The organism is Streptomyces sp. NPDC051636 (assembly GCF_044453765.1).
Classification (GTDB): Bacteria; Actinomycetota; Actinomycetes; order Streptomycetales; family Streptomycetaceae; genus Streptomyces.
Genome location: NZ_JBITDA010000001.1, coordinates 565002 through 578129, shown reverse-complemented (window position 1 = coordinate 578129; position 13128 = coordinate 565002). Strand labels below are relative to the sequence as shown.

Annotated in this window: 11 protein-coding genes and 1 pseudogene; 8 read left to right on the top strand and 4 right to left on the bottom strand. The window is 71.6% G+C overall.

The annotated features are described in order from the left end of the window. Positions 1-29: 29 nt before the first annotated feature. The 3 genes from ACIBBH_RS02705 to ACIBBH_RS02695 are packed head-to-tail and all read left to right on the top strand — an operon-like array spanning position 30 to position 2765. Positions 30-953: an ABC transporter ATP-binding protein gene (locus ACIBBH_RS02705; RefSeq protein ID WP_399401174.1), complete on the top strand. Its 924-nt coding sequence runs from the start codon at positions 30-32 to the stop codon at positions 951-953. A gap of 50 nt (positions 954-1003) precedes the next feature. Next, positions 1004-1720, top strand: coding sequence for an ABC transporter permease (locus ACIBBH_RS02700; protein ID WP_399401485.1), 717 nt, complete (start codon positions 1004-1006; stop codon positions 1718-1720). 34 nt (positions 1721-1754) lie between these two features. Beyond that, a complete protein-coding gene (locus ACIBBH_RS02695; RefSeq protein WP_399401172.1) occupies positions 1755-2765 on the top strand; it encodes a heme A synthase in 1011 nt (336 codons plus the stop codon). A 1-nt stretch (position 2766) separates the two neighbouring features. On the opposite strand, the pseudogene ACIBBH_RS02690 reads toward ACIBBH_RS02695, so the two are convergent. From ACIBBH_RS02690 to ACIBBH_RS02675, 4 genes and pseudogenes are all read right to left on the bottom strand, one after another. Then, positions 2767-3524 (bottom strand): annotated as a pseudogene (locus ACIBBH_RS02690) (nucleotidyltransferase domain-containing protein). An 18-nt stretch (positions 3525-3542) separates the two neighbouring features. Further along, positions 3543-4649, bottom strand: coding sequence for an amidohydrolase family protein (locus ACIBBH_RS02685; protein WP_399401170.1), 1107 nt, complete (start codon positions 4647-4649; stop codon positions 3543-3545). Between the two features lie 68 nt (positions 4650-4717). Further along, positions 4718-5050 carry a hypothetical protein gene (locus ACIBBH_RS02680; protein WP_399401168.1) on the bottom strand — a complete coding sequence of 111 codons (333 nt, stop codon included), beginning with the start codon at positions 5048-5050 and terminating at the stop codon, positions 4718-4720. Positions 5051-5096: 46 nt separating this feature from the next. Beyond that, entirely contained in the window at positions 5097-6083 is a 987-nt protein-coding gene (locus ACIBBH_RS02675; RefSeq protein WP_399401483.1) for a heme o synthase, read from the bottom strand. Positions 6084-6462: 379 nt separating this feature from the next. Here ACIBBH_RS02675 and tkt point away from each other — a divergent pair, with 379 nt between their 5' ends. From tkt to pgl, 5 genes are read left to right on the top strand one after another with little or no spacing between them, the layout of a single operon-like run. Beyond that, positions 6463-8550: a transketolase gene (gene tkt / locus ACIBBH_RS02670; protein WP_399401166.1), complete on the top strand. Its 2088-nt coding sequence runs from the start codon at positions 6463-6465 to the stop codon at positions 8548-8550. Positions 8551-8583: 33 nt separating this feature from the next. After that, complete coding sequence (tal, locus tag ACIBBH_RS02665; RefSeq protein WP_399401164.1) at positions 8584-9702, top strand: transaldolase; 1119 nt, start codon at positions 8584-8586, stop codon at positions 9700-9702. Position 9703: 1 nt separating this feature from the next. After that, on the top strand, positions 9704-11242 hold the full coding sequence (gene zwf, locus ACIBBH_RS02660; RefSeq protein WP_399401162.1) for a glucose-6-phosphate dehydrogenase: 1539 nt from the start codon (positions 9704-9706) through the stop codon (positions 11240-11242). Next, on the top strand, positions 11239-12309 hold the full coding sequence (gene opcA / locus ACIBBH_RS02655) for a glucose-6-phosphate dehydrogenase assembly protein OpcA (RefSeq protein ID WP_399401161.1): 1071 nt from the start codon (positions 11239-11241) through the stop codon (positions 12307-12309). Before zwf ends, opcA begins: the two co-directional genes overlap by 4 nt. Then, positions 12306-13088, top strand: a complete 783-nt coding sequence (gene pgl, locus ACIBBH_RS02650; RefSeq protein ID WP_399401160.1) for a 6-phosphogluconolactonase — start codon at positions 12306-12308, stop codon at positions 13086-13088. Before opcA ends, pgl begins: the two co-directional genes overlap by 4 nt. Positions 13089-13128 lie beyond the last annotated feature (40 nt).

The following is a 13128-nucleotide window of genomic DNA, read 5'->3' as shown; positions in this document are numbered from 1 at the left end:
CGCGGCCCGGCTACCTAGACTCTGGACCCATGCGAAGCGAGCCCGTGGTCCAGGTCCAGGCCCTGGTGAAGCGGTACGGCACGAAGACCGCGGTGGACGGCCTCGACCTGGTGGCCCAGGCGGGTGTGACCGCCGTCCTCGGCCCCAACGGGGCGGGCAAGACGACCACGGTCGAGACCTGCGAGGGGTACCGGAGACCGGACTCCGGCACGGTGCGCGTCCTGGGCCTCGACCCGGTCAGAGAGTCCGCCGAGCTGCGCCCCCGGATCGGCGTGATGCTGCAGTCCGGCGGTGTCTACTCCGGCGCGCGGGCGGACGAGATGCTGCGCCACGTGGCCAGGCTGCACGCGCATCCGCTGGACGTGGACGCGCTGATCGAGCGGCTGGGGCTGGGCTCCTGCGGCCGGACCTCGTACCGGCGGCTGTCCGGCGGCCAGCAGCAGCGGCTCGCGCTGGCCATGGCCGTGGTCGGACGCCCTGAACTGGTGTTCCTGGACGAGCCGACGGCCGGGCTCGACCCGCAGGCCCGCCGGGCCACCTGGGACCTCGTACGGGACCTGCGCGCCGACGGCGTCTCCGTGATCCTCACGACCCACTACATGGAAGAGGCCGAGCAGCTCGCGGACGACGTCGCGATCATCGACGCCGGCCGGGTCGTCGCCCAGGGCTCCCCCGAGGAGCTGTGCCGCGGCGGCGCCGAGAACACGCTGCGGTTCACCGGCCGCCCCGGGCTCGACGTGGGGTCCCTGCTGAAGGCGCTCCCGGCCGACTGCACGGCCGCCGAGCTGACGCCGGGCTCCTACCGGGTCGTGGGCAAGGTCGATCCGCAGCTGCTCGCCACGGTGACCTCGTGGTGCGCCCAGCACGGGGTGATGCCGGACCGGATCTCGGTGGAGCGGCACACCCTCGAAGACGTCTTCTTGGAGCTGACCGGCAAGGAGCTGCGCTCGTGACCGCCACCGGTACGTACACCCCGAAGCCCGGGGCGGCCCCGCTCCCCCGCATGATCGCGGCCCAGGCGGCGCTGGAGACGAAGATGCTGCTGCGCAACGGCGAGCAGCTGCTGCTGACGGTCGTGATCCCGACGCTGCTGCTCGTCCTCTTCAGCGCCGTGGACATCGTGGACACCGGCGCGGGTGAGGCGGTCGACTTCCTCACCCCCGGCATCCTGGCGCTCGCCGTGATGTCGACGGCGTTCACCGGGCAGGCCATCGCGACGGGCTTCGAGCGGCGCTACGGCGTGCTGAAGCGGCTGGCCTCCTCCCCGCTGCCCCGCTGGGGCCTGATGACCGCGAAGACGGCGTCCGTGCTGGTCACGGAGGTCCTCCAGGTGATCCTGCTGACGGTGATCGCCTTCGCGCTGGGCTGGTCGCCGCACGGCAACCCCCTCGCCGTCCTGCTGCTGCTGATCCTCGGCACGGCCGCCTTCTGCGGGCTCGGCCTGCTGATGGCGGGCACGCTGAAGGCGGAGGCCACGCTCGCCGCCGCGAACCTGGTCTTCCTGCTGCTGCTCGTGGGCGGCGGGGTCATCGTCCCGCTCGACAAGTTCCCCTCCGGCGTCCAGCACGCGCTGGGGCTGCTGCCCGTCTCGGCGCTGTCCGACGGGCTGCGGGACGTGCTCCAGCACGGGGCCGGCATGCCATGGGGCGACCTGGGGATCCTGGGCGGGTGGGCGGTCGTGGGGCTGGCGGCGGCCGGAAGGCTGTTCCGCTGGGAGTGACCCTCGTGAACGCGTGCACAAGCGGCGGCCTACGATGGGGTACGTGCCAAAGCTGACCCCTGCCGACGCCCAAGCGGCCCTGCGCAACCCCCTCTCCTTCATCGCCGCACGCTGGACGCCCGGCCCCCGGACGGTCCGGCGGGCGGCGCTGGCCGCCCTCGTCATGTCGGTGGTCATCGTGGTCACGGGCGGTGCCGTACGGCTGACCGGCTCGGGCCTGGGCTGCCCGACCTGGCCCACCTGCACCGACGACTCGCTCACCACCACCCGGGCGATGGGCTTCCACGGCGCCATCGAGTTCGGCAACCGCATGCTGACGTACGTGCTGTGCGCGGCCGTCGGGTGGGCGATCATCGCCGCGCGGGCGCAGAAGCCGTGGCGCCGGAGCGTGACCCGCCTGGGCTGGGCGCAGTTCTGGGTCGTCATGGGCAACGCCGTGCTCGGCGGCATCGTGGTCCTCGTCGGCCTCAACCCGTACACGGTCGCGGCCCACTTCCTGCTCTCCTCGGCGCTCATCGCCGTCGCCACGGTGATGTGGCAGCGCACCCGCGAGGGCGACGGGGCGCCGCGGCCGCTGGTCGGCAAGGCCGTCCAGCAGCTGGTGTGGTTCCTGCTCGCCGCGTCCGTGCTGCTCGTCGCGGTCGGCACGGTGGTGACCGGCGCGGGTCCGCACGCGGGCGACTCCGAGGAGGTCGACCGCATCCCGATCGACTGGGAGACCGTCGCCAAGCTGCACGCCGTGCTCGCCTGGATCGTGGTGACGCTGACCTTCGCCCTGTGGTTCGTCCTGAAGGCGGTGGACGCGCCCAAGGGGCCGCTGGACCGGACGCGGGAGCTGTTCGTGATACTGCTCGCGCAGGGCGTCATCGGGTACGTCCAGTACTTCACGCACCTGCCCGAGGTCCTGGTCGGCCTGCACATGCTCGGCTCGTGCCTGGTGTGGATCGGGGCGCTGCGCGTGCTGCTGGCGTTGCGCGAGCGCCCGGAGGCCGTGGCGGACGTGCCGGGTCCGGCGACCGGGGCGACGGTCGGCACACGCGCATGAGTCACCCGTGGGCAGCGACGAGCCCGTCGATCGCCGGGCCCAGACAGCTCCTGGTCAGCTCGCCCCTGCGCGCCGTCCACTCCCGGGTGGGGGGCGCCGGTCGCGCGTACCGCCGTCGACCGATGTCCTCCACCACCTCCGCCGGCGCCCCTGGGGCGGGCAGCAGGTCCAGGGCCTCCCGCTTCGAGATCAGCCGGCCCTGGCGCAGCGTGGCGGTCGCCCGGGCGAAGGTCAGCAGCCCCAGGTCCACCCAGACGTCCTGACGCCACAGTCGGGCCCTGGCCACCGCGGGGCGCCAGAAGTCCCGCTGGTCACGGACGACGAAGTCACCCAGCTCGCGGTCCGGCACGGGCGGGAGCAGCTCGGCCGGCGGCGGACCGTACAGCACCCGTCCGAAGGCGTGCAGCTCCCGCCGGGTGACGGGGGTGACCGGTCGCCGCATCACGTGGTCGTGCGCCCAGGTCAGGTGCGAGCGCCCGGCGTCGGTCAGCGTGGCCGGGGTGAGATAGCTGCAGTGCAGCCTGGCCGCGAGCGGCTCGGCGCGCAGGCGGCGGTGCAACAGGACGGCCCTGCCTGCGGTGCGCGGCGTGACCGGACCCGGGAGGAAGGACCGTGATCAGGTCCAGGTCGCTGCGGCCCTCCTGGTAGTCGCCCCCGGCGTACGAGCCGTGCGCCCAGACGGCGACGGGGTCGAGCCGTCAGGGCACCGAGAAAGCGGTCGAGCAGGACGTCGGTCGGCTTCCGATCACCGGTCGGCATACGCTCAGTCTCCGCAGCTCAGTCCAGTCCGTAAACCCTGCGCGCGTTCCCTTCCGCCACCATTCCGGCCACCCGCTGCGCGTCCGCCAGGGACCACGCGCCCTCGGTCACCCAGGTGCCCAGCACCCGGCCGAGGGCCTCGCGGAACAGGCGGGCCGCGACGACGTGCAGCTCGGGCAGGCCGTGGGCGCCGCTGGAGAAGAGGATCTTGCCGAAGGGCGCCAGCTCCAGGACTTCGGCGAGGATCGTCGCGGCGCGGGCGCCGGTGCGGACCAGGGCGGCGCCCGAGTCGGCGTAGACGTGCGGGAAGACGCCGGCCAGGTGGGCGGCGTGGCGGTGGTACGGGTAGCCGTGCAGCAGGACCAGGTCGGTGCCGAGGCCCGCCGTGGCCCGTACGAAACCGGTCAGCAGGACCGGGTCGGTGCGGTCGATGCGGGCGCCCGGTTCGCCGAGCCCGGCGTGCAGCTGGAGCGGCGGGCCCGAGGCGACCGCGATCCACAGCAGGTGCCGCAGCAGCACCGGGTCGCTCAGCTGCCCGCCGACGCGCCGCCCGGCCAGCCAGCGGCCCGCCGCGCCCCGTACCTCCCCCGGCCCGGGCGGCTCGGGCGCCAGCGCCAGCCCGTGCCGCAGGCCCGCCACCGAGGTGAACGCGACGGCGTGCGCGGCGGCGCCGTGCACCGACTCGGCGAGGTTGGCGAGAAACGACTCGACCGTGCCGGAGGTGTCGGCGACCTGCTCCGCGAGCAGTTCCAGGCGGACGATCTCCCGGGCCTCGGCACCGCTCGCCGACGCCATCTCGGCGGGGCCGGTCAGGTCGCCCGGCAGGCCGGTGTCGACCAGGTACGTCGTGATGCCACTGCCGCGCAGCAGGCGGCGGTCCACCTCCAGCACGCCCAGTTCCCGTCGCCGGGCGAGATACCGGGCGGGAGGACAGTGCGGCTCCAGGCCGAGCAACGGCGGACACCAGCGGCGCACGGCGAAACCGGTCTGCGTGTCGAAGAGCGTGGTACCGGGCGCGGGCGGCCCCTCGGTGCGGGCCAACTGGGCCTCGAACGTGCCGAGGCCCAGCTCCGCGCGCAGGACGCCGTGGCAGTACTGGTCCACCAGGGACGGCGTTTCGATCATCCGGACTCCCCGTGACTGGACCTCGTCCTCCCACGGTCCTAACGGGTGAGCCGGGTGTCAGGTGTTGCTCAGGAGTTGCTCGGCCCGCCCACCTGGATTCCGGCCATCCGCGCCCACTCGTACCGGCCCGTCTTCACCTTGGCCGCGAACTCGCCGTCGAACGTCTCGTGGACGGTGATGCCGGCCTTCTGCACCGCCTGCTCGGCGATGGCGTGGCTGGGGGCCACCAGGTCGCCCCAGCCGCCGTCCTCGCCGACGAGCACGATCCGGGCGCCGCGCTCGCCGATGTGGGCCACCTGGCCCTCGGCCCCGCCGTGCGCCTTGGAGAAGGCGTGGATCTGCCGGGCGAGGCGCGCGGCCTTGCGCTCGGCCTTCGGGTCAACCTGCTGCGTGTCTGCCATGGCCAGGATGCTACCGACGAGTAGATCAAACGGGTACGGGCGGGGCCTAACGGAGGAAGGGGTCCACCGCCACGGCCACGAACAGGATCGACACGTAGGTGATGGACCAGTGGAAAAGGCGCATCTCCTTCAGCTTCGCTCCCGTCACCTCGGCCTTGGCGCGGTTCTGCAGGGCGTGCGCCTCCCACAGCCAGAAGCCGCCGGCCAGCAGGGCGACCGCCGTGTAGAACCAGCCCGTGTAGCCGAGCGGGGTCAGCAGCAGCGACACGACGACCATGACCCAGCTGTAGAGCACGATCTGCTTGGCGACGACCTTGTTGGAGGCGACGACCGGCAGCATCGGCACGCCGACGCGCGCGTAGTCCTCCCTGACCTTCATGGACAGCGGCCAGTAGTGCGGCGGCGTCCAGAAGAACATCACGAGGAAGAGGACGACCGGCGCCCAGGACACGGAGTCCGTGACGGAGGACCAGCCGATCAGCACCGGCATGCAGCCGGCGATGCCGCCCCAGACGATGTTCTGCGAGGTGCGCCGCTTGAGGAGCATCGTGTAGACGACGACGTAGAAGAGGAGCGCTCCGAGCGACAGCCAGGCCGACAGCCAGTTGACGGTGAATCCGAACAGCAGCGTCGAGACGACCGCCAGCGTGATGCCGAAGGCGAGGCACTCGCGCGGGCTGACCATCCCGGTGACGAGCGGACGCTGCGAGGTGCGGTCCATCAGCGCGTCGATGTCCCGGTCGATGTACATGTTCAGCGCGTTGGCGCCACCGGCGGAGAGGTAGCCGCCGAGGCAGGTGAGCAGGACCAGCGTCAGGTCCGGCACACCCCGCTGCGCCAGGAACATCACCGGAACCGTGGTGATGAGCAGCAGCTCGATGATCCGCGGCTTGGTCAGAGCCACGAACGCCTTGACACGGGCCCCGAACGGCCGGTGAACCGGGCTCTCGCTCGCACCGAGCTCCCCCACAGCCTTCAAGGCGTGGGAGGTGCCCCCACCCGCTGGACGGGATTCGACGGCCGTCACGCACACCCCTGACAGAGACATCCCAGCGAGCCCCTCCGTGTGAACCGGTGGTTGAGGCTCGCGCGTACCACGCCACTTTAGACGTTGCCCAGACCCGGACATTCGCGGGGGTGGCTTCGTGTTGGGCGGGGGGGAGCGGGCGGGCGTACCGAGGCTCGCTTGAGCAGTCAGACGAGCGGCTCCGTATTCATGTGCCGAATGCGGTTCCGGCCAGTCGGCAGGCGGATCACCGACATGCCCGGCAGTCTGGAATGGCTCGAAAAAACGCACGTACTTACAGGGGTAGGCTCGACAGCGGCCGGTGGGCACCCAGTGCACCGGCAGCCGGTGGGCGCGCGCCCAGAACACCGGTATTCGATCATGTGGAGAGGAGCCCTGACTCAGGGTGAGCACCAAGCCGACCACCACAGACCTCGAGTGGACCGAGTTGGACCAGCGGGCCGTCGACACCGCTCGCGTCCTGGCCGCCGACGCCGTACAGAAGGTCGGCAACGGCCATCCGGGTACGGCGATGAGCCTGGCGCCGGCCGCCTACACCCTCTTCCAGAAGGTGATGCGGCACGACCCCGCCGACCCCGACTGGGTGGCGCGCGACCGCTTCGTGCTGTCCGCCGGCCACTCGTCCCTGACCCTCTACACGCAGCTCTACCTGGCCGGCTTCGGCCTGGAGCTGGACGACCTGAAGTCCTTCCGCACCTGGGGCTCGAAGACTCCGGGCCACCCGGAGTACGGGCACACCAAGGGGGTCGAGACGACGACCGGCCCGCTGGGCCAGGGTGTCGCCAACGCGGTGGGCATGGCGATGGCCGCCCGCTACGAGCGCGGCCTGTTCGACCCGGAGACCCCGCAGGGCGAGTCCCCCTTCGACCACTTCGTCTACTGCATCGCCGGTGACGGCTGCCTCCAGGAGGGCATCTCCGCCGAGGCCTCCTCCCTGGCCGGGCACCAGAAGCTCGGCAACCTGATCCTGCTGTGGGACGACAACCACATCTCGATCGAGGGCGACACCGAGACGGCCGTCTCCGAGGACACCGTCAAGCGGTACGAGGCCTACGGCTGGCACGTGCAGCGGATCGCCCCGAAGCCGGACGGCGACCTCGACCCGCACGCCATCTACAACGCGATCGAGGCCGCGAAGAAGGTGACGGACAAGCCGTCCTTCATCGCGATGCGCTCGATCATCGCCTGGCCGGCCCCGAACGCGCAGAACACCGAGGCCGCCCACGGCTCGGCGCTCGGCGACGACGAGGTCGCGGCGACCAAGCGCGTCCTGGGCTTCGACCCCGAGCAGAGCTTCGAGGTCGCCGACGAGGTGCTGGACCACACCCGCCGGGCCCTCGACCGCGGCCGCCAGTTCAAAGCCGAGTGGGAGAAGTCCTTCCAGGAGTGGCGGAACAGCAACGCCGAGCGCGCCGCCGAGTTCGACCGCATCGCCAAGGGCGAGCTGCCCACCGGCTGGGAGACGAAGATCCCGGTCTTCGAGCCCGGCAAGGGCATCGCCACCCGTGCCGCGTCCGGCAAGGTGCTCCAGGCGCTCGGCGCGGTCATCCCCGAGCTGTGGGGCGGCTCGGCCGACCTCGCCGGGTCGAACAACACGACCATCGACAAGGACAGCTCCTTCCTGCCGGAGGGCAACCCGCTGCCGGAGGCGAACCCGTACGGCCGCACGATCCACTTCGGCATCCGCGAGCACTCCATGGCCGCGGAGATGAACGGCATCACGCTGCACGGCAACACCCGCGTCTACGGCGGCACCTTCCTGGTGTTCTCCGACTACATGCGCAACGCGGTGCGCCTGTCGGCGCTGATGCACCTGCCGGTGACGTACGTGTGGACGCACGACTCCATCGGCCTCGGCGAGGACGGCCCGACCCACCAGCCCGTCGAGCACCTGGCCTCGCTGCGCGCCATCCCGGGCCTGAACGTGGTCCGCCCGGCCGACGCCAACGAGACCGCGATCGCCTGGCGCGAGATCCTGCGGCGCTGGACGAAGGAGTTCGGCAAGGGCGCTCCGCACGGCCTCGCGCTGACCCGCCAGGGCGTGCCGACGTACGAGCCCAACGACGATGCCGCGCGCGGCGGTTACGTCCTGTTCGAGGCCGACGGCGGCGAGGCGCAGGTCGTGCTGATCGCCACCGGTTCCGAGGTGCACGTCGCCGTCGAGGCGCGCGAGCAGCTGCAGGCCGAGGGGATCCCCACGCGGGTCGTGTCCATGCCGTCCGTGGAGTGGTTCGAGCAGCAGGACCAGGGGTACCGGGACTCCGTGCTCCCGCCGTCCCTGAAGGCCCGTGTCGCCGTCGAGGCGGGCATCGGTCTGACCTGGCACAAGTACGTCGGGGACGCCGGCCGCATCGTTTCCCTGGAGCACTTCGGTGCTTCCGCCGACGGCAAGGTCCTCTTCCGCGAGTTCGGCTTCACCGCGGAGAACGTGGCCGCCAAGGCGCGGGAATCCATCGCCGCCGCCCAGCGCTGACGCTCATATACGACACGTAGGAGATGTAATTCCATGACAGACGCACTCAAGCGCCTCTCCGAGGAAGGCGTCGCGATCTGGCTGGACGACCTGTCGCGCAAGCGGATCACGTCCGGCAACCTCGCCGAGCTGATCGACCAGCAGCACGTCGTGGGCGTCACCACCAACCCGACGATCTTCCAGAAGGCGATCTCCCAGGGCGACGGCTACGAACAGCAGCTGTCGGACCTCGCCGCCCGCAAGGTCACCGTCGAAGAGGCCATCCGCATGATCACCACGGCGGACGTCCGCGACGCCGCCGACATCCTGCGCCCCGTCTTCGACGCCACCGGCGGCCAGGACGGCCGGGTCTCCATCGAGGTCGACCCGCGCCTGGCGCACAACGAGAAGGCGACCGTCGCCGAGGCCAGGCAGCTGGCCTGGCTGGTCGACCGCCCGAACACGCTGATCAAGATCCCGGCCACCATGGCGGGCATCCCGGCCATCGCCGGCACCATCGGCAACGGCATCAGCGTCAACGTCACGCTGATCTTCTCGCTCGAGCGCTACCGGGCCGTCATGGACGCGTACCTGACCGGCCTGGAGAAGGCGAAGGAGCGCGGCCTGGACCTGTCGAAGATCCACTCCGTGGCGTCCTTCTTCGTCTCCCGCGTGGACACCGAGATCGACAAGCGGCTCGACACGCTGGGCACCGACGAGGCCAAGGCGCTGCGCGGCAAGGCCGCCATCGCCAACGCGCGCCTCGCCTACCAGGCGTACGAGGAGGTCTTCTCCTCGGACCGCTGGAGCGTGCTGGAGCGCGCCGGCGCCAACAAGCAGCGTCCGCTGTGGGCGTCGACCGGTGTGAAGGACCCGGCGTACCAGGACACGATGTACGTCACCGAGCTGGTGGCGCCGAACACGGTGAACACCATGCCGGAGGCCACGCTGGAGGCCGTCGAGGACCACGGCGAGATCACCGGCGACACCGTCGCCGGCACCTACGAGCAGGCCCGCGCCGACCTCGACGCGCTGGAGAAGCTCGGGATCTCGTACGACGACGTGGTCCAGGTCCTGGAGGACGAGGGCGTCGAGAAGTTCGAGGCGTCCTGGAACGACCTGCTCAAGTCGACCGAGGCGGAGCTTCAGCGCCTCGCTCCCTCGGAGGGCTGAATTGTCCCCCTTCTCCGGTTCCGGAGCGAACCCGCTTCGTGACCCCGCGGACCGACGGCTCCCGCGTATCGCGGGGCCGTCGGGCCTGGTCATCTTCGGCGTCACCGGCGACCTGTCCCGCAAGAAGCTGATGCCCGCCGTGTACGACCTCGCCAACCGGGGTCTGCTGCCGCCCGGCTTCTCGCTGGTCGGCTTCGCCCGCCGCGAGTGGCAGCACGAGGACTTCGCGGCCGAGGTCCACGACGCCGTCAAGGAGCACGCCCGGACCCCGTTCCGCGAGGAGGTCTGGCAGCAGCTCATCCAGGGGATGCGCTTCGTCCAGGGCACCTTCGACGACGACGAGGCCTTCGAGCGGCTGCGCGGCACGATCGAGGAGCTCGACAAGGCGCAGGGCACGGGCGGCAACTTCGCGTTCTACCTGTCGGTGCCGCCGAAGTCCTTCCCGGTGGTCATCCAGCAGCTGAAGAAGCACGGCCTTGCCGACCAGCAGGGCGGTTCCTGGCGGCGCGCGGTCATCGAGAAGCCGTTCGGCCACGACCTGAGGTCGGCCGAGGAACTGAACGCGATCGTGCACGAGGTGTTCGAGCCGGAGCAGGTGTTCCGGATCGACCACTACCTCGGCAAGGAGACCGTCCAGAACATCCTGGCGCTGCGCTTCGCCAACACCATGTTCGAGCCGATCTGGAACCGGTCCTTCGTGGACCACGTGCAGATCACCATGGCCGAGGACATCGGCATCGGCGGCCGGGCCGGCTACTACGACGGCATCGGCGCCGCCCGGGACGTCATCCAGAACCACCTGCTCCAGCTCATGGCCCTGACGGCCATGGAGGAGCCCGCCTCCTTCGACGCGGACGCGCTGGCCGCGGAGAAGACCAAGGTGCTCGGTGCGGTACGGCTGCCGAAGGACCTGGGCAGCTCCACCGTCCGCGGGCAGTACGCGGCGGGCTGGCAGGGCGGCGAGAAGGTCATCGGCTACCTCGAAGAGGACGGCATCGACGCCAAGTCGAAGACCGACACCTTCGCGGCGATCAAGCTGGAGGTCGACAACCGCCGCTGGGCGGGCGTCCCCTTCTATCTGCGCACCGGCAAGCGCCTGGGCCGCCGGGTGACGGAGATCGCGGTGGTCTTCCAGCGGGCCCCGCACTCCCCCTTCGACCACACGGCGACGGAGGAGCTGGGCTCGAACGCGGTCGTCATCCGCGTCCAGCCGGACGAGGGCATCACGGTCCGCTTCGGCTCGAAGGTGCCGGGCACGTCGATGGAGATCCGGGACGTGTCGATGGACTTCGCGTACGGCGAGTCCTTCACGGAGTCCAGCCCGGAGGCGTACGAGCGGCTGATCCTCGATGTGCTGCTGGGCGACGCCAACCTCTTCCCGCGCACGGAGGAGGTCGAGCTGTCCTGGAAGATCCTCGACCCGATCGAGGAGTACTGGGACAGCAACGGCAGGCCCGCGCAGTACAAGTCGGGCACCTGGGGCCCCGCGGAGGCCGACGAGATGCTCGCACGAGACGGACGGAGCTGGCGCCGGCCATGAAGATAGACCTCACGGACACCACGGCCAGCAAGATAAACAAGGCGCTGGTGCAGGGCCGCCGGGCCATCGGCACGCCCGCCGTGGGCATGGTGCTGACCCTGGTCATCGTCACCGACGAGGAGAACGCCTACGACGCGCTGAAGGCCGCCAACGACGCCTCCCGCGAGCACCCCTCGCGCACGCTGGTGGTCATCAAGCGCGTCTCCCGCTCGCCCCGCGACCGCACGCAGTCCCGGCTGGACGCCGAGGTGCGGGTGGGCGCGGACGCGGGCACCGGCGAGACGGTGGTGCTGCGGCTGTACGGCGAGGTCGTCGACCACGCCGACTCCGTGGTGCTGCCGCTGCTGCTGCCGGACGCCCCGGTCGTCGTCTGGTGGCCGGTGAACGCCCCGCTCGACCCGGCCAACGACCCGCTGGGCGCCCTCGCCCAGCGCCGGGTCACCGACACCTACGCCGCCGAGCAGCCGGTACGGGAGCTGGCCGTCCGCGCCGACGCCTACACGCCCGGCGACACGGACCTGTCCTGGACCCGGATCACCCCCTGGCGCTCGATGCTGGCCGCCGCACTGGACCAGGTCGTGTGCGAGGTCAAGGCCGTCGAGGTGGAGGGCGAGGAGTTCAATCCGAGCTGCGAGCTGCTGGCGATGTGGCTCGCGCACCGGCTGGACGTCCCCGTCAAGCGCTCCCTCTCCTCCGGCCCGGGGCTCACCGCGGTCCGCATGGACACCAACTGCGGCCCGATCGTGCTGGACCGGGCGGACGGCTCGCTGGCCACCCTGTCCATCGAGGGCCAGCCGGTCCGCGCGGTGGCGCTGAAGCGGCGTGACACGGCCGAGCTGATCGCGGAGGAACTGCGGCGGCTCGACCCGGACGACACGTACGCCTCGGCGTTGCGGTACGGGGTGGAGCGGCTGACACCAACGCCCGAGGTGCCCGGGCAGCCGGCCGCCGAGGCCGCGGTGGCGGTCGAGACCCCGGTCGAGGAGGCCGCGAAGGCGCCCGTGGAGAAGGCGGCCGGGAAGGCCCCCGTCAAGCAGGCACCGACGAAGAAGGCGGCGGCGAAGTGAGCACCCCGCAGCTGGTCGTGCACCGCGACAAGGAACTGATGGCGCAGGCCGCGGCGGCCCGGCTGATCACGAGGATCGTGGACGCGCAGGCCTCCCGGGGCCACGCGTCCGTCGTCCTCACCGGCGGCCGCAACGGCAACGGCCTGCTGGCGGCGCTGGCGGCCGCCCCCGCCCGCGACGCCATCGACTGGCCCCGGCTCGACCTGTGGTGGGGCGACGAGCGCTACCTCCCCGAGGGCGACCCGGAGCGCAACGTCACCCAGGCCCGCGAGGCGCTGCTGGACTCCGTGCCGCTGGACCCGGAGCGCGTGCACGCCATGCCCGCCTCGGACGGTCCGCACGGCGCCGACGTGGACGCGGCGGCGGAGGCGTACGCGGCGGAGCTGGCCAAGGCCGCGGACCCGGAGAACCACGGCCCCGTCCCGACGTTCGACGTCCTCATGCTGGGCGTCGGCCCGGACACCCACGTTGCCTCGCTCTTCCCCGAGCTGCCCGCCGTACGGGAGACCGAGCGCACGGTGGTAGGCGTCCACGGCGCCCCGAAGCCGCCGCCGACCCGCATCACCCTGACGCTGCCCGCGATCCGGGCAGCCCGCGAGGTCTGGCTCCTGGCCGCCGGCGAGGACAAGGCCCAGGCCGCCGCGATCGCCCTCTCGGGCGCGGGCGAGATCCAGGCCCCGGCGGCGGGCGCCCACGGCCGCTCCCGCACTCTGTGGCTGCTGGACGCGGCGGCGGCCTCCCAGCTGCCGCGGTCGCTGTATCCACCGGCTTCGCCGTGAACGAAAGGGGCGGCGCGGGCATGTCCCGCGCCGCCCCTTT